This is a genomic window from Planococcus versutus, from assembly GCF_001186155.3.
Lineage (GTDB): Bacteria > Bacillota > Bacilli > Bacillales_A > Planococcaceae > Planococcus > Planococcus versutus.
The window spans coordinates 2,522,584-2,541,168 of the sequence record NZ_CP016540.2; the positions used below are offsets into that span (position 1 = coordinate 2,522,584).

Here is an 18,585-nt window from a genome sequence, read left to right on the forward strand (position 1 = left end):
ATGTTAACTCTGAATAATCTGAATGTATACGCTTTCAAATTGAAACTTTAAAAGCCGTAATGTTCATTTTGTTCATAAAGTTCACGAGAGTTAACGCTTGTAATAATAATGCCGCTCGGGTCTTCCCACAATGCCATAAGCTAGTTCGGCATAACATTTCTCGGTAGACACCAAATACTCTAAATACCTTCTCGCTGTCGTTCTAGAAGCTTTCATTTTTTTGCCCATTGCTTCTATTGTGATGCCTTTTTGTTCAGTTTTTAAAATGGTTTCAACTTTTTCTAAAGAAAGCGGATCAATGCCTTTTATAAATTCTGTCGGCTTCGTCGTAGAAGGTGTTCCAAAAAACTGATCGATGACTTCTTGGTCGACCACTTCTCGGTTTTCCAATAATTTTTGTTTGGCCACGTAATTCTCAATCGTTGCGACAAAATTTTCGCGTGTTGCGGGTTTAATAATGATGCCTTTTACCCCTTTTCGTAAAGCCTTCTCAAAATAACGCATTTCGTTTTCGGCAGACACTAAAATAATATCGATTTGCGGACTAATAGCGTGTATATTGTCGATCAAATCAATGCCTAACCCATCAGGCATGTAATTATCCAGTAAAATCAAATTTGGTTGTTGAGTTGCAACAAAGTCCAACGTTTCTTTGCAAGTTGACGTTTTTCCAATGACCGTAATGCCATCGATTCCCGCTAGAAATTGTTCGTGAATATGAGCCACTCGAAAGTCATCTTCCGTAATCAATACATTCATGAAATCAATCCCTTTTGTTTATTTTGGTAAAAACACCGTAAAGACCGTTTTGTCTTGATGATTGGAATACACTTCGATTGTGCCTTTTAAATCATCCACTGCTTGTTTCACAATGGCTAAGCCATACCCTCTGTCTTTTTTCTCTAACTTGGTTGAAAACCCGATCGCGAACAATTGATTGATTTCTTCTTCTGAAAACCCTGTGCCGTTGTCTTCGACTTCAATGACTACATCATTGCCGATATCCGTGATAAAAAAACTAATTTCTTTGGTCATTTTCTTTGTGACTTCTTCAATGGCATTGTCGATTAAATTCCCTAAAATGTTAATAATCTTCAAAATATCAATATGCGCAGGCAATGAAGTTAATGAGCTGTTTGCATCAATTGAAAACTCCACTTTTTGTTCTGACGCTTTGCCCATTTTACCGAGCAAGATGGCTTGTACTTTCTTATCGTGTATTTGTTCAAGCATGTGCTCGGTTTTTACTTTGTGCGTTCGTTTTTCCATTTGCAGCAAATCAATGGCTTCTTCAGTCTGCCCTAATTCAAGTAAACCCGACACAGCGTATAACTTATTTGTGTATTCATGCGTTTGTGCACGCAAGCTCTCAGAGTATTGTTGTATTTCGGATAGTGCACGAAGCATTTCTTGAATATCTGTTTTATCACGAAACGTAGAAACAATGCCGACAACTTCATCGTCTTCTCCATAAATAAAGGTGCGGTTTAAAATCAGCACTTTGTTTTCTAAAAGCATTTCCTCGTTTCGAACAGCAGGTCCCGCTTTAAAAAACTCTCTCATTTTAGAATCAGGCAGCACTTCATCAATATGGGCATTTAACGGGAGTTCATCTAAATTCAACATGGCTTGTGCCGATTGGTTCATCGACGTGATTCTGCCATCTTGGTCAATCGCCACCACGCCTTCAATAATAGAAGCCAATAGCGCTTCGCGATCGCGAAACAACGCCGCAATTTCTCTCGGTTCTAGCCCCATCGTTTCTTTTCGAATGTTTTTGGCTAGTAAAAAACTGCCGATAACCCCGACGATTAAAGCCAACAACGCAAAAAGAACCAGTTCAGCGATGTTCTTTAAAATCACGGCGTAAATATCGTCGCTCATATACCCGACCGAAACAATTCCAATTCGTTCGCCTGTGTTGTTATAAATCGGAGCCTTTCCTCTTAAACTCCGTCCCATTGAACCGGTAGCTTCCGAAACGTAGCTTTCACCATGCAGCAGTGCGCGGTCGTTGTCTCCACCTACCATTTTTTTGCCGATTTTAGCGGGATTGGGGTGAGAATACCGAATGCTGTCCATATTACCAACCACAATAAATTCTGCTTCTAGCTGACTACTTATGTACTTGGCAATAGGTTGGATGATGTCTTCAGGATGCTCATCGTCCATGGCATCGACAATGCTCGGCATATTCGCGATGGTCACTGCCGTCTCCAATGCGCGTATTCCAATCGCTTCTTTTGTTTCGGTTACTTCTTTATAAGCCAAAATCGAGCCATACATGGTGGTGCTCACCAAAATGACAAACGTACCAAACAACAAAATTTTTGTGCGAAGAGATAAAATTCGAGCCATCCTCGTCTCAACTCCCATAACAAGTTATACTTCAACTTTAGCACAGAAACTTTACGTTTTGAGAATAATTAGAACATTTGACCTATTCTCTTACCGATACAAAAAAGCCTTCTCAGAAATCCTAGGATTTCTGAGAAGGCTTTTTTAACATTCTTTCTTACCGCTCACACGCAATCAAATCTTTGTCGCGGTCGCTTTTTTTGTTGGCATCGTATAACGCTTTTGAAACAAATGGCTTGTATTTGGTTTTGCCGCCTTTGTTTTTTACGGTTGATGTGCGGGCAATGCCGCCTTTGTACACTTTATTGATTGCTGTACAGTTGGCATATGTTTTTGCTTTTACTGCTGCCGCATCTGTTGGCATTGGGGCTGCGCTAACGGTAAAACTAATAACGACCATCAACGACATGATGGCCACACCCATTTTTTTCATCTTTATTTCCTCCTCGTCCCAATTATTCGCGCTGAACCCTCTCGTTGAACACCATCACCCACCGAGCTAATTCATCCAAATATTGTTAGTTAGCTTAGTTTAGCAGGTAATCACATTCTTGAATATAGTAGTTTTCAGTGCTTTTTATTATTTTTCATACGTTCAGTCATTACATCCCCTGCAATCCGGTCGTGAAGCGATTAGAGATAGAGCCGCTGGTGATAGAATGACTATTACCACTCATCATACATATAAAAATGCCATCTTCGAAATCAATTGATTTCACAGAAGATGGCATGTTCGATATGCAAATTTCTTGTGTAGACGGAATTGTGTTGTCCAAAGGGTATGATTACCTGTTTTGAATCTCCGGATACAGCTTCTTTTGTATAGGATTGCTATGCATCACTTGCGTTATTCTTGACCTAGAGCTCTATTTCAATGAATGACATCGAATGAAAAAGAACTGCCCTGATCTAATACGTTTCTTTCACACCTACATAATTCAAATCTTTTTTCCCTTTCGTCAAATGATACCCAATACCAGACTCCACCACTTGCCCTTCAAACCGCATCGTTTGCGCTTGCATTTTGTAGCGCAGTTCGTAGGCCCGCTGGATTTTCTTGTTGAACGTGTGGAAGCTGACATCGAGGCGAATGGTGCTGCCGTTGCTCAGTTCGACTCGAGTATGGCTAGCTCCTGAACGCTTGTAAGTTCTGACGTGCCTGAGCGACAACCAAACACAGTCTTCTCGGAACGGCGACTTGCTGGGAAACAAAATAATGTCGCGTTCATTATCGAGAATCACTGGGTTCATGTACGCTTTATCCAAGAGAGTCCGAGCTCCATCCAATGCCCCTCTCATGCTAGAACCGCGAAACCGTAAATTGGTGTCGATCAAGTTGAAAGGACTCAAGCCAGCCTGCGTAATTCCATCTTTCTTGCAAATCAATGCGTTCAAAAATCCATTTTCATCAAAATCCGGCAAGATGACAATCGTCTCGGAACTGATGGCATACTCGGCTTTCATTTCACTGTTTTTAGTTGTTCTCTGTCTCACTTGTAGTCCTCCTTTTAATTTAACCCTTAAAGTTTAAAGTCTTTTGGAGTATACTAACAAGTAGTTGGTATACTCCAGCTATTCTCCCTCGGGTGACCGTTGTCCAGACTGTCACACCCGGGGGTTTTCTATTGACGTTACTCTTTTCTTCACATCTTCCTCACCTCCTTCGAGTTGCAGCCAAGCATGGTTGTCATGTGGTTGTCTTGCTGGATGAAATACAGACGCCGATCGGCTAATGAACGATGGTCTGTTTTTCCGTAAAACCTTCGTCTACCTTCTCGCAGCATCGAAAAACAAAGTTGTGTGGATAATTTCTCTTACCCAACTGACTATAGCTAGATCTTTTGATGGTCGTTCCTACTCCATTCCGCTAACATGCCTTTCTTCCTATTTGCCACTCAATTTATTATATATTTATACCCATTAAAAAGTCTAACTATTTTAAATACTTTTTTAATAACTTTTTGGTGCTATTTTACTATTTGTTGCATATACTCGGTTTTTCACTTACATCTTTACAGATTTTCTTTTAATCGAATAAAATAAGGTGCTTTTCCGCTCAACAATCGCCATCATCTTTCGTTGATCAAACAGAGAAGGCCCTTCCGATTTTCATCGGAAGGGCCTTCTCTGTTATTTCGTCTCCATTTTGTTTCTTACTCCCAGCGAACTGCATAATTCACAATCGTATAAAACTCTTCCTTTCCTGAGACACCATCTCTTACAACCATGCTACATTCCATCCGCTTTCACCCACTGACACCTGGACTTCTCGGGCAACTCCCCAGCGGCCTTTGTCTTTCTTAAAATCGTTCAACTTGATCTCTAGATTTGCTTGAATCCATTCAGTGGCCCGTGTGACATGCCAGTTGAACGGAAAGCCACCAAGCATCTCGTCCCCTTCAACTGCTATGTAAGGAATGAAGTCCGGATTCTCTTTTAGTTTCTTCATGAACGGTATGGGCATGTCGGACAGATTTACCAGAAACGCTATTTTGCTAAAGAAGTCGATTCGCGGCTTGGATTGCTGACTGTCAGCAGCTATATTCAACGCAATCCGATTCAAACCAAAAACCGATGGTCGAGCGATTGGAGCTGTATCCGTATATTTCGTTTCCACTGTATTGGGACGATACGCTTCCTGCTCCCGCTTTTTTAGACCGGGAGTTGTTGCGGGGCTTGCTGCCAGAGCCGTTTGAGAAAAACAATATAGCCTATTGCATGTATTATCCAATTGTTACCTGTGTATGGCTCAGTTATGACTATTTATCCTTCTCCATAAATAAACAAAAGCCAGTTTCGAAATCGATTGATTTCACTGAAGGTGGCATTTTCTTTATATATTTTTTTGTATGGGTAGAATTGTTTCGCATACAGGGACGCGGTTTATGGAAAATATTCTCCAGATGGCCCCTGTGTACGGTTCAATTATGACTATTTATCAATCTCACTAAATATACAAATACCACCTTCGAAATCTATTGATTTCACTGAAGATGGTATTTTCTCTATTCAATCTGTTTGTATAATTGAGTTGTTTCGCTCACAGGGGCGCGATTCACAGGGGCGCGATTTCCGGGTGTCCGGATGCCTCTCACTTATAAAATTACATTTCCCCGCTTAATTCAACGAGAATTTTTGATTGGGATTTGTCATTAGTCAGTGCTTCGAACCCTTTTTCCACGATGTCGTCCAATTCAATCTGGGAAGTGATGACACCTTGTGGTTTCAACTGTCCTGTACCGATCAAATCAACCGTTTGCTGGAATGTTGTAGGCGTGTAGGCAATAGACGATGTCACTTTTACGCCTGTACTGGTCAATTGCATAGGATTCCATTCGATCGGGCGTGCAAAAATCGATACAATGACCATTGTGCCCCGTGCACGCGTTACATCAATAGCCTGTTTAAATGTCGGTGCGACACCGGCCACTTCGAAAGTTACGTCCACACCTTCAGGGATTACATTTTTCAACGCTTCTACAGGATCCACCTGGCCTGAATTGAAGACGTGGGTAGCTCCCAGTTCTTTGGCTTTTTGCAAGCGCTCTTCAGACAGATCGAATGAGAAGATTTTGCTTGCGCCAGCCGCTTTAGCAGCAATAATGGTAAGCAAACCAATCGGACCTGCACCGAATACTGCGACGGTGTCACCAAATTGCATATTGCCTTCTTTAACGGCTTGTACAGCCACCGCTGTCGGTTCGACCAACGCGCCATCCTGCAATGTCATACCTTCTGGCAATTTATAGACAAAACTCTCACCGGCGTTTACATACTTGGCAAATCCACCATCAGAGCCCAAACCGATGAATTGGAAACCATCATAGGCATCCACATCTTCCGGCTTGTTGCCGAATGTGTACATAGGGTTAATCGCAACACGGTCTCCTTCTTTGACAGATGTCACGTCTTTCCCAACTTTTTCGACTACCCCCGCAAATTCATGTCCCATTGTGAGAGGAGCCTGTTGGCCAGTCAACTCATTATTTTCCTCAACAGGGATGATAACAGGACCTTCCTGATATTCATGCAGATCCGAACCGCAAATGCCAGCCCACGCTACACGCACAGTTACTTCATTGTCCTGCAAAACTTTTAGTTCACGTTCTTCCACCCGGATGTCTTTTTCTCCATACCATACTGCTGCTTTCATTTTCCTACCTCCCAGTTTTTATAATCCGATTCACTATTCTTTCAGTAAAATAGTAGCATTAATATATTTAATTCAAGATAATTGTAACACTATGTATTTTACCATCCCAGGAATATGCTCGACCAGCGACAAAAATATTTGCAGTATTCAATGAAAACACCTTATCTTAAAGCTCTTCCTGTGATTTTTTTATGTTTTTACTTGTAGGAGAATTGCTGTAAACGCTAAACTGGATTGGTTCTTACACTCTTTTGAGGATGCTTTTTTTGAATGCTTTTCGGATATAGAAATACCAAAAACCTGAAAGGTCGTTGAACGAAATGAGTATCCCGATGGCAGACGTGATTTCCCATTTAGATGGAAACCTTCATCTTCTTTATCAGGAATAGACCGAGGAACACTTATTTTTCATCGTCGAAGTCCGTTCCTCTTCAGCCTGATGTCCTTCTTGTCACTACATTTCGCATCGTGCCCACAGCCGGTACTATCGGAACGTGGATGATTTGCCCGTTTCGGACCGGCATGTTCATCTTCAAGTCCTTCTTCACGAATGGTTTTGTGATGACTCGGATTGCCCAGTGAAAGTTTTTACAGAATGAAGAAAAATGATGGAAGCGAATCCAGCAGGTGCAGTCACTATTCAAAGAAGGGTACTCCGTCACCGCCATGGCACGAAAACTTCATCTTTCGCCTGGAACGATTTACTGTGACCTTCGACAAACCGAAAAACCGAACCACCAGCGGGCTTCGCCTTATAATCGATTTCGTTTTCTCATTCGCTCATTAATCTAAGAAGAACAGATTTTCTGCTCCCAGGGAACCGCACAATTCATGACAATTCCACTTCCTGCATAAATAGCAAAACTCCATTTCCTAGAACCTTTTGTTCACAGGAATGGAGTTTCTCTTTCATGCAATTGTCGTGAATTGTCAAAACCGTTTAGAATTTTTTCTTCCCCAGGGACGCGAAATGTTTTTCCCAGGGACTTAAATTTAAATTTTATAAGGATTACAACGCATTCAAATCATCAGGGTAGCTACGTCACACGCGAAGCATTCTAGGAAGTCGTCTGCCACTAAAGCTTCAATTAGCTCATGGCTGCCGGCAATCACGGAAAAATCCAGGTCCGTGTCTGTATAAACACACCACGCTTTATTCGCTGGCCACCAATAAGTCGGCGTCCCTCGCAAGCCGGCACGTGTTGACAACTCCATGACTTCACTCAACTTGCCATGAAACAAAGCAGCAGCATACTCCTCCATCTTCAACCCTTCATACCAAAAACAACAGCTCTCTTTTCCACTGAACTGGTGCAGCACCCGAACCAAGGCGTTCAAACTGTCCGGCTCGATTTCCCCTTCATCGCCTGTAATCAAATAACGGGGAACTGCGTTTAACTTCTGCATCAGTGACGCCGCTGACAACTCTTTTGAGCAGTCTACCTCATACTTTTTAGCAAGCGCTGCAAGTCTCACCCGTTCACCAAGTTGAATGGCCTCCGCTTGTTTCGGTGTGCATTCGCTCCATAATAGGTGTTCATCTTGAATTTGTGGATCTCGGTACAAAGGATGGATCATCTTGCAATAATGCGTGAAACGATTGGGCAGGAAGTTCTCCACTCGGATTCCTTGCCGCTTATCCAATAACATCTCTACCGTTTCTTCACGAATCCATTCGTACTCTTCCTGACTGCTCAGCTTCTTCATCGTTTCACCTCTTTCCCATCAACTGGCAACAGGGTATGTTGCTTCTTCCTACTTTTTCTATCCATCGCAGGCGCCCACTCAAACCCGGACTTCCCCGACAACTCCCCAACGCCCTTTGTCTTTCTTAAAATCTTTCAACTTGCCATTCCAATACTCCACGTAGCGCTTGTTCATCTCCATGGATGTGAAAAACTGGGGGTGTTGTTCTTGCGTTAAGTAATAGGCCGGCAGTTCTTTTACGCCTTCTCGCCTCGCTTTTGCTACGCGGTGGTTGCCGTCGATCAATCGGAAAAATTCTGGACGCATACGAACCATGATGATTGGACGGGTGAGGTTTGCTTTTGGCAAGAACTCTTCATCCAACTTTGATGAATCCGCTCCTATCCCCGGTGGACCAATCTGTACGACCGACCGTTCGACTTGTTCTAAATTATTTTGAATCCGTTCAATGGCACGAGTGACATGCCAGTTGAATGGAAAGCCGCCGAGCATCTCGTCGCCTTGAACTGCTATGCAAGGAATAAAATCCGGATTCTCTTTTAGTTTCTTCATGCAGCGCACCTCATTTTTTCTGTAATCATTTCACTTTAGCATATTTCATAAATGAGCAGATAAACCTGTTCAGAGTCTACTCTCTATAATTTCAGATTATTTAGACAACCGCATTATCTTCTACTATACTGAAACAGTAAACAACTATTCCAAAGAAAAGAGGGATTCTCATAAGTAATTACATTTACAGTGTCGGCATGAGCGGATTAACCGGTCAGGTCATTCGCGTTGAAGCGACCGTGCGAGAAGACAAAGAACAATGCATCATCATCGGCTTGCCGGATGCGTCGATCAAAGAATCGAAAGAACGGATTCTGAATTGCTTGCACGCTCTCAAAAAAGACATTGATATGAAGAAAATCACCATTCACTTGTCGCCTGCCGATGTGAAAAAGCAAGGCACTTCTTATGACGCGGCGATGCTACTAGCCGTGTTGCAAGCGATGACCAAAAAACCGTTCGACATACCCGATAAGACTTGTTTTATTGCCGCGCTTACGTTGAACGGTGAACTGACCACGTTTCACAGCATGATTCCAACGATTCACCAAGCCATATTGCTCGGCTTTAAACGCATTTACATTCCTCCCATTGAAATTTCTCTTTTTGCGCAAGCTGCGGATGTTGACTTGATTCGTATGCCGGACATGCCTTCTTTACTTTCCCACTTAAGCGGAAAACCTTCCTTGTTTGATGAAGACCTCACGCTATTAGCACCCGAAATAGTTTACGAAGATCATGAAAGGGTTCCTCACGTGTGTTTCTCTGCAATTCGTGGTCACGACGAGGCGAAGCGCGCGCTGTTGCTTGCGGCGGCTGGTGGTCATCACGTATTGATGAGCGGTCCCCCAGGATGCGGGAAAAGCTTACTCGCGAATGCCTTTCACACGATTCTGCCTGACTTGGCGCATGATGAAATGTTAGAAGTTTATAGCATTTACCAGTTGGCCAAACAAGCACGATCACTATCAGAACGTCCGCCTTTTCGCAGTCCGCATCATTCATCTTCTGAAGGGGCAATTATTGGCGGTGGCCGGTATCCGAAGCCCGGCGAAATGTCGCTGGCGCACCGGGGAGTCCTGTTTTTAGATGAGTTGGGACATTTTCCGCGTCGTGTGATTGATACGTTACGTCAGCCCCTCGAAAGCGGGTTTGCCGTTGTCAATCGTGTGGAAGGATCCGACCAGTTTCCGGCAGCGATCAACTTAATCGCCGCGACCAATCCATGTCCGTGCGGTTATTACGGCTCTCTCGAAAAATATTGCACGTGCGGAGATAAAGCACGGTTGAAGTACATGCAGAAAATCACCGGTCCTATCATCGACCGGGTGGATTTTGTGCTGGAGATGAAAAATCAGGGTGTGTTGGCACAACCAACTGCCGTTACGTCAGAAGAACTACGCAAGCTGACAGCATCTGCACGTACTTGTCAACGCATCCGTTACGGGGCCAATTACACCAATGCCATTGTGCCGATCAAGCTGTTTGAAGAAAAGACCCATTTCAGCACAGCACAGCTGGCACGAATTGAGACAGTCAGTTTCCAAGAAAAACTAAGCAGTCGTGCCACGATGAAAATCCTGCGGCTGGCACGGACGATTTCGGACGTCGCAGGCGACGATCAGGTCACGGACACGGCGGTCGATGAAGCGCTCGAGTGGAAAATCAGTGCTTCGCATACCCACAGTTCGCTGATGAGGTGAGCCATGACACGAAAACGAGAATTTAATCCTCATTCTTATTACCATGTCATCATGCGCGGCAATAACCGGCAACCGATTTTCAAAACAAAAGAAGACATGTTCGAACTGAAACGCGCCTTTCAGCACATTTATATGGATTACCCATTTAAGATTCTCGCTTATTGTTTTATGACCAACCATTACCACATGTTGATTAAAGCCGAGCGTGATCCTCTTCACAAAATCATGAGTCTGGTCAATCGCCGGTATTCCATGTCCTATGCCAAGCGTTATCGCCACATCGGACGGATTTATCAAAAACGCTATTTTGCGAAAGAAGTCGATTCACGTCTTGGCCTTCTCACGGTCAGTAGTTATATCCACCGCAATCCGATTCAAACCCAAAAACCGATGGTGGAGCGATTAGAGCTGTATCCGTACAGTTCGTTTCCACTGTATTGGGACGATACGCTTCCTGCTCCCGCTTTTTTAGACCGGGAGTTGTTGAAGGGATTGTTGCCGGAGCCGTTTGAGAAAAATAATACAGCCTATTGCATGTATTGCCTGACTTATGCACAGAATGCGGAAGAAGATCCGCATGTGGAAGATATGAAGCCGCCGGTGATGTAACATTGATTATTTGCTCTTCTAATGGCTTTACTGGAAAAAATCACCCATTTACTCCCTGTGTACGGTTAAATTATGACTATTTATCAACCTCAATAAATATACGAATGCCATCTTCGAAATCTGTTGATTTCACTGAAGATGGCCTTTTCGATATGTAAATTCTTTGTATAGAGTGAATTGTCTCACTCACAGGGGCGCGATTTTGAGCGTTATCGCCACATCGGACGGATTTATCAAAAACGCTATTTTGCGAAAGAAGTCGATTCACGTCTTGGCCTGCTCACGGTCAGTAGTTATATCCACCGCAATCCGATTCAAACCCAAAAACCGATGGTGGAGCGATTAGAGCTGTATCCGTACAGTTCGTTTCCACTGTATTGGGACGATACGCTTCCTGCTCCCGCTTTTTTAGACCGGGAGTTGTTGAAGGGATTGTTGCCGGAGCCGTTTGAGAAAAATAATACAGCCTATTGCATGTATTGCCTGACTTATGCACAGAATGCGGAAGAAGATCCGCATGTGGAAGATATGGAGCCGCCGTTGATGTAACATTGATTATTTGCTCTTCTAATGGCTTTACTGGAAAAAATCACCCATTTACTCCCTGTGTACGGTTAAATTATGACTATTTATCAACCTCAATAAATATACGAATGCCATCTTCGAAATCTGTTGATTTCACTGAAGATGGCCTTTTCGATATGTAAATTCTTTGTATAGAGTGAATTGTCTCACTCACAGGGGCGCGATTTTGAGAGTAATTGCTTGTTAAAGAGCTGAAAATTCGTTAATATCGTTATAATAAATAGAATTAGTTATAACTATTGAGTTAAAATGTGAGGAGGACTTCTAATGACTGTTACAGAAAGACGTATCACACAAATCGGCAACTCACTGGGTCTGACGCTTCCACATGAAACATTAAAGGCTTTGAACGTAAAAAAAGGCGATAGAGTACAGATTAAATTGGTTGGCAATCAGGTGATTATTAAAAAGGTTCCTCAAATGATTGAGTTGCCGGATGGCATCCCCAACGATTTTTTCACGTTGCTTGAAGAAGAGATGGAAGCTCATCACAAAGCGTTGAAAGGACTCGTTGATCGATGAGTCCTTTTTTTCTTACTGCTGAAATGGCGATTCTCATTAATCATAAAGTCATATTGGAACATTCCGCAGATGAACAAACAGGCGTGAAAGATCATACTTTACTGGATTCCGCGTTAAAAAGACCGCAACAATCGTTGTTTGGCGAGGACGCTTACCCTTCCGTTCATGGGAAAGCGGCTTCTTTGCTGGAATCACTCGCTCAAAATCACGCGTTTTACAATGCCAATAAACGAACCGCACTTATGTGCACTGCCGTTTTTTTCCGATACAATGGCTACCACATGCGTTTTTCGTCTCCTCAAGTGGAAGAGGATTTCATAGTAGATGTGGTGAACCATCGCTATTCTCTGGATGAGATTGCTGCACTATTAGAACAGAATACCTTCATACCATAAGTTATCCCTTGGCTAGACAATCGGCCGAACAAAATCGGTGCACACATTGAATTCCCAGCCGTTCCCAGATGGTCCCTGTGCACGGTTCAATTATGACTATTTATCAACCTCAATAAATATACGAATGCCATCTTCGAAATCGATTGATTTCAATGAGGATGGTATTTTCTCTAGTCAATCTGTTTGTATAAATTGAATTGTTTCGTTCACAGGGGCGCGTTTTTTTCTCAATTTTAGTGTACAGGTTCGAAGCATCGTTTCCAACCCAGGGTGACACACCAGATCCGGTTTTATTTATAAGAGGGAACGTTTTTTTCCAGCAGTTCCCAAGTGGTCCCTGTGTACGGTTCAATTATGACTATTTATTAATCTCAATAAATATACGAATGCCATCTTCGAAATCTGTTCATTTCATTGAAGATGGCATTTTCTCTATTCAACTTCTTTGTATAGACAGAATTGTTTCGCTCACAGGGGCACGTTTTTGTGATTCAATTTCTTTGTATAAATTGAATTGTTCCGCTCACAGAGGCGCTATTTTTTAAAAATAACCTGGTAAGTTCTCACAGATGAAAGTATTATATTTACTAACTAACTCCATAGAAAGGAGAATTTTATGCATAACATAAATAAAGATACAAAAGCAGCCATATTATGGTTTATTATCCTATGCAGTTTTATTTTCTTTATCCCAGCATTTGCTCTTTTAGTTAGGAATGGTTTTGAAGCTGGCGGAATTTTACTCTTTGGATTTTTCTTCTACGATCCATTTTGGCTCGCATCAGTAATTATCTTCTCAATGCTTGTAGACCATGCAATATCTAGCACATTTATTAAAAATAAGTCAAAAATTGTTATTATTACGCGTGAACTTATTAGAGGTGGATTTTTGACTTTCACAATTCTATTATTTTTTCTTATTTTTATTTCTTCGAAAATGATTATAATATTCGGTGAGGAAGCCACTTTCACAAAGATTTCTTTTGTTGGTTTATTTTTCTTTTCATTTCTCGGCACCCTATTATTCTATTTTTTCTATGAGAAATTTAATTATCAAAGAAAAGCTTTTAAACTTGCTAAAAAAAGTGATGAAATCGAACTTATACTACGAAGAAAAATTCGCAGAAAGTCAAGAAAACAATTAAAATGGATGTTCCGAAAAAAAGGATTTTGGGTGGTTAGATATTTCTTCGGTTATGTAAAACCAATAAAAATTAATGAAATTCCTGATTTAAGGGAATATAAAAAATATAGAAAAGAACTATTGAATATATATGAAATCTTAGGAACCGTCACAACAGCAGCACTTTTATTTACATCTATTTATACCTCTTTTAACACAAACAGCTTTGAATACGTAGATGATTTTTCCAACGAGTTAGAGTTTTTACTTCTATTAATATTTATGCCTGTTTATATACAAACAGTCTATTACAAACTGCCTCTTAATTTTTTAGATAAACAAAAAGAAAAATCTGAATAATTATAAAGCAAATTTTATCATGAACATTAATTATACGAATATTATCTGAAAAATACATCGGTTTTATTGAAATAGCTTTTCTCTATATAGTTCTCTCGCTACCAGGGAACCGTACACTATGCCAAGCGTTATCGCCACATTGGATGAATATACCAAAAGCGCTATTTTGCGAAAGAAGTCGATTCACGTCTTGGCCTTCTCACGGTCAGTAGTTATATCCACCGCAATCCGATTCAAACCCAAAAACCGATGGTGGAGCGATTGGAGCTGTATCCGTATTGTTCGTTTCCACTTTACTGGAACGATACTCTCCCTGCTCCGGCTTTTCTAGATAGGGAGTTGCTTCGGGACTTGCTGCCAGAGCCGTTCGAGAAAAACAACACAGCCTATTGTATGTATTGCCTGACTTATGCACAGAACGCAGAAGAAGATCCGCATGTGGAGGATATGGAACCGCCGGTGATGTAGCGTTTATCATTTGCTCTTCTTATGGATTTACTGGAAAACATTCTCCAGTTGTTCCCTGTGTACGGCTCAGTTATGACTATTTATCAACCTCAATAAATATACGAATGCCATCTTCGAAATCGGTTGATTTCATTAAAGATGGCATTTTCTCTATTCAACTTCTTTGTATAGACTGAATTATTCCGCTCACAGGGGCGCGGTTTGATCAATCAATTGAAGGAAAGCCGGTCCGAACGGACCTTACGCTCTTTCGAATTGCGATTTGAGAAGTACGACCTCGTCACCATTGATGAATTGGGCTACATTTCCTTCGATAAAGAAGGAGCTGAATTACTCTTTACGCATTTGTCATTGCGCGCGGGTCGATCTTCGACCATTATCACGAGTAATCTGTCGTTTGCGAAATGGGAAGAAGTGTTTCATGATCCCATTTTGACTGCCGCATTAACGGATCGCCTAACGCATAAATCGCATGTGGTAAATATGGTCGGTCCTTCTTATCGAATGAGAGAAACGCAAAAATGGCTCGAAAACAGCCATTCATAAGTGGCTCAAAATTAAATTGCGTTGTGGCTCAGTTTTCAGTTGCGAAATACAGTTTTCGTTATTCAACTTCTTTGTATAGACTGAATTGTCTCGCTCACAGGGGCGCGATTTCTACTTGTTGCGCCAGCCAGTGTTCATCAAACGCTTCGAATTCCATGATCCATTCCCCGACAAAAAAGCCTCCACCGTATTCATAGACGAACCGGTTCTGAAGCGCCGCTTTTGCTAGTCCTCCTGCAAATGGATCTTGAATCCACGCCTTGATTTCCTCAACTGCTATGCTCTCTTTATTTTGGCTTGAAATCACGTTCGCCACTTGCTCAAAGGGCACAATGCCATATAAATTAACCATCGCTGAGATATAATCCACCCAGGTTTTACTATCCATGTTCCCACTCCGTTCCTGTCGGTTCTATTTTATTTTAGTGTACAGGTTCGAAGCATCGTTTCCAACCCGGGGTGACACACCAGATCCAGTTTTTATTTATAAGAGGGAACGTTTTCTTTTTTCCAGCAGTTCCCAAATGGTCCCTGTGCACGGTTCAATTATGACTATTTATTAATCTCAATAAATATACGAATGCCATCTTCGAAATCTGTCGATTTCATTGAAGATGGCATTTTTTTTATTCAACTTCTTTGTATAGACTGAATTGTTTCGCTCACAGGGGCGCGTTTTTTTCCATGCTCTCTTTATTTTGGCTTGAAATCACGTTCGCCACTTGCTCAAAGGGCACAATGCCATATAAATTAACCATCGCTGAGATATAATCCACCCAGGTTTTACTATCCATGTTGCCACTCCGTTCCTGCCGGTTCTGTTTTATTTTAGTGTACAGGTTCGAAGCATCGTTTCCAACCCAGGGTGACACACCAGATCCGGTTTTTATTTATAAGAGGGAACGTTTTTTTCCAGCAGTTCCCAAATGGTCCCTGTGCACGGTTCAATTATGACTATTTATCAACCTCAATAAATATACGAATGCCATCTTCGAAATCGGTTGATTTCATTGAAGATGGCGTTTTCGTTATTCAACTTCTTTGTATAGACTGAATTTTTTCGCTCACAGGGGCGCGGTTTCTCATCTTCTGTTCTCAGTTTGAACCAGGCGGTTGGTATGAACAAATTGGCGAAGCAACATTGGCCGATGCGATTCTCGATCGGGTAATTCATAGTTCACATTCCATTTTCATTGACGGAAAGATTTCCATGCGTGAAAGACTAGGGATTCACTCATAAGAATAAAAAGCCGCCCTCGGGCGGCCTTCTTATTCTTATGAGTGGTTCTCTGATGTCCGAATTGGTTCTCAAACGTGTCCGCCTTGGTTCTATTTTATGGCACGACTGGTTCTCGAGCTTGTCCTTCTTCATACATATCGAGACAGATCATTGCATCATTACGAAACTACCAGTGTTTTCATCTAGAGGATTTGAATGCGCGGATCTTTGAAAAGTTGGAAGAAATCAATACGATGAACTTTCAGAAGCGCGAAGGTTCTCGATTCAAAGTGTTTGAAGAAGAGGAGAAGAGCCACCTTCATCCTCTGCCCCTAACAAGGTTCAAGATGACGGAATGGGCAACTGCCAAAGTCCAGCCGAATTACCATGTTCAAGTGGACTATAAGTTTTATTCCGTCCCTTATGAATACGTCCGCGAGGATGTCGATGTCCGAATCACTGCGGATGTAATTGAATTGTACTTTAAAGATGTGCGCATTGCATCACATCCTCGTAAAAAGAAATCAGAGGATCCATATGCCACAAATCCCGATCACATGCCAGACCACCATCGACTTTACCTTGATCATAATCCAGAAAACAACCGGAAATGGGCGAGGAATATTGGACCGAATATGGAGCGACTGGTTGAACATATCCTGAAAACGAATGTCGAAAAGAAGGCGTTGAACATATTAAACGGATTGAGAAGTACGGCTTCTAAAAGAACTGACACAGAGCTTGAGGCAGCGTCTAAGACCTTACTCGAGATATCCTCGCATCCAACCGTTGCCGTTTTGAAAAGCATCTTGGAGAGACAAAAGAAAAAGCAAGCGGATAAACAGCTAGTTCGGGAACCACAGAAAGAGGACTATGGTTTCACCAGAGGCGCTACCTATTTTGGGAGGGATAAAAAATGATCAATCAAGAAACCTTACGAAAGTTAATGGACATGAAGATGAGTGGAATGGCGGATTTATATCAACTACAGAATGAAAATAAAGACTTCCAAGGCATGGATTTTGATGACCGCTTTAACCTATTGGTGGATACAGAATATGATCGCAGAAGGTCCAATAAACTGGAGCGTCTGATCAAACAGGCGACGCTTGATGACTCGAGCGCAGCCGTTGAACTGATCGAGTATCACGCTGACCGTAAGTTGGATAAGCAGCTAATCTTAGAGCTGGCATCCGGCTCCTATCTTCAGAAGCATCATAACATTATCCTTATGGGCGCTTCAGGAAACGGGAAGACGTGGATATCAAATGCCTTCGGCATTCAGGCCTGTCGGCAGTTCTACAAGGTGAAATATATTCGCTTGCCCGAATTATTGGATGAACTCGCAGTTGCCAAACATGAGGCAGATGGAAGTTTTCGCAAACTGATTCAAAAATACAGATCCATCGATTTATTGATATTGGATGAATGGCTTCTGAGTGAGCTATCTCAAGATCAAGTACTCCATGTTTTAGAAATAATCGATGCGAGGCTCAAACGGACTTCTACCATCTTCTGTTCACAGTTCTCACCCGAAGGGTGGCATTCCAAACTTGGTCAAGCCCAGGTGGCCGATGCGATTCTTGATCGGATTGTCCACGACTCCTATAAGATATTGATCGATGGCGAGATCTCAATGCGTGAACGACATAGTCTAGTCGCTCCTCGCTGACCATATAAAAGAAGAGAGTCACTGGCAAAATCTAGCCGGTGGCTCTCTTCTATGCATTCAATGGCCACATTTTCCGCAATTGGTGGCTCAAATCTCCGCACACGTGGCTTTTTCGTTCCGCAATACTCAGATGCAAAAGAACGATTGAAAATACGACAAAAAGACAGTCAGCCTGTGCTGGATGCTTATTTGGTATGGCTAACTGAACAAAAAGAAATCATGCGCCGCAATCGGCAACCGGCAAAGCCATCACTTACTCGTTGAATCAATGGAACAAGTTGACAACGTTCATGAAAGACGGACGTATCGAGATCGACAACAATCGCGCGGAACGGTCGATTAAACCGTTCGTCATAGGACGAAAGAATTGGCTGTTTGCCGTATCGACGAATGGGGCGAAATCAAGTGCCATCATCTACAGTCTCGTAGAGACAGCCAAAGAGAATGGCTTGAATCCATTTTTCTACCTTCAATTTCTTTTCGAAGAACTTCCGCAGTTGGATATGACGGCGGACCTGAACATCGATCATCTCATGCCCTGGTCGAAGGAACTTCCAAAAGATTGTTATATCCAAAAGAAAAAATAACAAAAATGCCTTTCCGACAAAAAATC

Annotated in this window: 18 protein-coding genes and 3 pseudogenes; 11 read left to right on the plus strand and 10 right to left on the minus strand. The window is 42.2% G+C overall.

Annotated elements, in window-relative coordinates; genetic code table 11:
* Positions 1-90: 90 nt before the first annotated feature.
* From I858_RS12805 to I858_RS12845, 8 genes are all read right to left on the minus strand, one after another.
* The gene (locus I858_RS12805; protein ID WP_049694657.1) at positions 91-759 is read right to left on the minus strand and encodes a response regulator; all 669 of its coding nucleotides are present in this window, start codon (positions 757-759) and stop codon (positions 91-93) included.
* 18 nt (positions 760-777) lie between these two features.
* Positions 778-2,358: an ATP-binding protein gene (locus I858_RS12810; RefSeq protein ID WP_049694656.1), complete on the minus strand. Its 1,581-nt coding sequence runs from the start codon at positions 2,356-2,358 to the stop codon at positions 778-780.
* A gap of 157 nt (positions 2,359-2,515) precedes the next feature.
* Positions 2,516-2,791: an excalibur calcium-binding domain-containing protein gene (locus I858_RS12815; protein WP_049694655.1), complete on the minus strand. Its 276-nt coding sequence runs from the start codon at positions 2,789-2,791 to the stop codon at positions 2,516-2,518.
* A gap of 476 nt (positions 2,792-3,267) precedes the next feature.
* Positions 3,268-3,852 (minus strand): competence protein ComK, encoded by a 585-nt coding sequence (locus tag I858_RS12820; protein WP_049694654.1) that lies wholly within the window; start codon positions 3,850-3,852, stop codon positions 3,268-3,270.
* Positions 3,853-4,576: 724 nt separating this feature from the next.
* On the minus strand, positions 4,577-4,975 hold the full coding sequence (locus tag I858_RS17065; RefSeq protein WP_065524448.1) for a hypothetical protein: 399 nt from the start codon (positions 4,973-4,975) through the stop codon (positions 4,577-4,579).
* Positions 4,976-5,461: 486 nt separating this feature from the next.
* Entirely contained in the window at positions 5,462-6,511 is a 1,050-nt protein-coding gene (locus I858_RS12835) for a 2,3-butanediol dehydrogenase (RefSeq protein ID WP_049694652.1), read from the minus strand.
* A gap of 1,020 nt (positions 6,512-7,531) precedes the next feature.
* Positions 7,532-8,218 (minus strand): hypothetical protein, encoded by a 687-nt coding sequence (locus tag I858_RS12840; protein ID WP_049694651.1) that lies wholly within the window; start codon positions 8,216-8,218, stop codon positions 7,532-7,534.
* A 78-nt stretch (positions 8,219-8,296) separates the two neighbouring features.
* A complete protein-coding gene (locus I858_RS12845; RefSeq protein ID WP_049694650.1) occupies positions 8,297-8,770 on the minus strand; it encodes a ParB N-terminal domain-containing protein in 474 nt (157 codons plus the stop codon).
* A gap of 182 nt (positions 8,771-8,952) precedes the next feature.
* Here I858_RS12845 and I858_RS12850 point away from each other — a divergent pair, with 182 nt between their 5' ends.
* The 7 genes and pseudogenes from I858_RS12850 to istB (I858_RS12885) all read left to right on the plus strand — a co-directional run.
* A complete protein-coding gene (locus I858_RS12850) occupies positions 8,953-10,473 on the plus strand; it encodes a YifB family Mg chelatase-like AAA ATPase (RefSeq protein ID WP_275425625.1) in 1,521 nt (506 codons plus the stop codon).
* Between the two features lie 3 nt (positions 10,474-10,476).
* On the plus strand, positions 10,477-11,082 hold the full coding sequence (locus I858_RS12855) for a transposase (RefSeq protein WP_065524446.1): 606 nt from the start codon (positions 10,477-10,479) through the stop codon (positions 11,080-11,082).
* A 177-nt stretch (positions 11,083-11,259) separates the two neighbouring features.
* Positions 11,260-11,631, plus strand: coding sequence for a hypothetical protein (locus I858_RS12860; RefSeq protein ID WP_239457163.1), 372 nt, complete (start codon positions 11,260-11,262; stop codon positions 11,629-11,631).
* 303 nt (positions 11,632-11,934) lie between these two features.
* Positions 11,935-12,189, plus strand: a complete 255-nt coding sequence (locus I858_RS12865; RefSeq protein ID WP_049695197.1) for an AbrB/MazE/SpoVT family DNA-binding domain-containing protein — start codon at positions 11,935-11,937, stop codon at positions 12,187-12,189.
* The gene (locus I858_RS12870) at positions 12,186-12,584 is read left to right on the plus strand and encodes a type II toxin-antitoxin system death-on-curing family toxin (RefSeq protein ID WP_049695196.1); all 399 of its coding nucleotides are present in this window, start codon (positions 12,186-12,188) and stop codon (positions 12,582-12,584) included. Before I858_RS12865 ends, I858_RS12870 begins: the two co-directional genes overlap by 4 nt.
* A gap of 616 nt (positions 12,585-13,200) precedes the next feature.
* On the plus strand, positions 13,201-14,067 hold the full coding sequence (locus I858_RS12875; RefSeq protein WP_049695195.1) for a hypothetical protein: 867 nt from the start codon (positions 13,201-13,203) through the stop codon (positions 14,065-14,067).
* Positions 14,068-14,736: 669 nt separating this feature from the next.
* Positions 14,737-15,081 (plus strand): annotated as a pseudogene (gene istB / locus I858_RS12885) (IS21-like element ISSau9 family helper ATPase IstB); the annotation flags it as partial.
* A gap of 94 nt (positions 15,082-15,175) precedes the next feature.
* Here the strand turns inward: istB (I858_RS12885) and I858_RS12890 are convergent.
* On the minus strand, positions 15,176-15,469 hold the full coding sequence (locus tag I858_RS12890; RefSeq protein WP_049695193.1) for a hypothetical protein: 294 nt from the start codon (positions 15,467-15,469) through the stop codon (positions 15,176-15,178).
* 274 nt (positions 15,470-15,743) lie between these two features.
* Entirely contained in the window at positions 15,744-15,875 is a 132-nt protein-coding gene (locus I858_RS17550) for a hypothetical protein (protein ID WP_275425614.1), read from the minus strand.
* Between the two features lie 290 nt (positions 15,876-16,165).
* On the opposite strand from I858_RS17550, the pseudogene I858_RS12895 reads away from it, so the two are divergent.
* The 4 genes and pseudogenes from I858_RS12895 to I858_RS12915 form a co-directional block, all read left to right on the plus strand.
* A pseudogene (locus I858_RS12895) lies at positions 16,166-16,321 on the plus strand (ATP-binding protein); the annotation flags it as partial.
* A gap of 215 nt (positions 16,322-16,536) precedes the next feature.
* Complete coding sequence (locus I858_RS12900) at positions 16,537-17,220, plus strand: Mu transposase domain-containing protein (RefSeq protein ID WP_157886523.1); 684 nt, start codon at positions 16,537-16,539, stop codon at positions 17,218-17,220.
* On the plus strand, positions 17,217-17,972 hold the full coding sequence (istB, locus tag I858_RS12905) for an IS21-like element helper ATPase IstB (RefSeq protein WP_049695192.1): 756 nt from the start codon (positions 17,217-17,219) through the stop codon (positions 17,970-17,972). Before I858_RS12900 ends, istB (I858_RS12905) begins: the two co-directional genes overlap by 4 nt.
* Before the next feature lie 135 nt (positions 17,973-18,107).
* Positions 18,108-18,559: pseudogene (locus I858_RS12915) on the plus strand (IS66 family transposase); the annotation flags it as partial.
* Positions 18,560-18,585: the final 26 nt, after the last annotated feature.

Excerpts from the sequence above, each read along its gene's own strand:
- I858_RS12835 (WP_049694652.1), bottom strand. The coding sequence starts at position 6,511 with ATGAAAGCAGCAGTATGGTATGGAGAAAAAGACATCCGGGTGGAAGAA.
- I858_RS12855 (WP_065524446.1), top strand. The coding sequence starts at position 10,477 with ATGACACGAAAACGAGAATTTAATCCTCATTCTTATTACCATGTCATC.
- I858_RS12870 (WP_049695196.1), top strand. The coding sequence starts at position 12,186 with ATGAGTCCTTTTTTTCTTACTGCTGAAATGGCGATTCTCATTAATCAT.
- I858_RS17550 (WP_275425614.1), bottom strand. The coding sequence starts at position 15,875 with ATGGATAGTAAAACCTGGGTGGATTATATCTCAGCGATGGTTAATTTA.
- I858_RS12815 (WP_049694655.1), bottom strand. The coding sequence starts at position 2,791 with ATGAAAAAAATGGGTGTGGCCATCATGTCGTTGATGGTCGTTATTAGT.
- I858_RS12805 (WP_049694657.1), bottom strand. The coding sequence starts at position 759 with ATGAATGTATTGATTACGGAAGATGACTTTCGAGTGGCTCATATTCAC.
- istB (WP_049695192.1), top strand. The coding sequence starts at position 17,217 with ATGATCAATCAAGAAACCTTACGAAAGTTAATGGACATGAAGATGAGT.
- I858_RS12810 (WP_049694656.1), bottom strand. The coding sequence starts at position 2,358 with ATGGCTCGAATTTTATCTCTTCGCACAAAAATTTTGTTGTTTGGTACG.
- I858_RS12875 (WP_049695195.1), top strand. The coding sequence starts at position 13,201 with ATGCATAACATAAATAAAGATACAAAAGCAGCCATATTATGGTTTATT.
- I858_RS12890 (WP_049695193.1), bottom strand. The coding sequence starts at position 15,469 with ATGGATAGTAAAACCTGGGTGGATTATATCTCAGCGATGGTTAATTTA.
- I858_RS12845 (WP_049694650.1), bottom strand. The coding sequence starts at position 8,770 with ATGAAGAAACTAAAAGAGAATCCGGATTTTATTCCTTGCATAGCAGTT.
- I858_RS12865 (WP_049695197.1), top strand. The coding sequence starts at position 11,935 with ATGACTGTTACAGAAAGACGTATCACACAAATCGGCAACTCACTGGGT.
- I858_RS12840 (WP_049694651.1), bottom strand. The coding sequence starts at position 8,218 with ATGAAGAAGCTGAGCAGTCAGGAAGAGTACGAATGGATTCGTGAAGAA.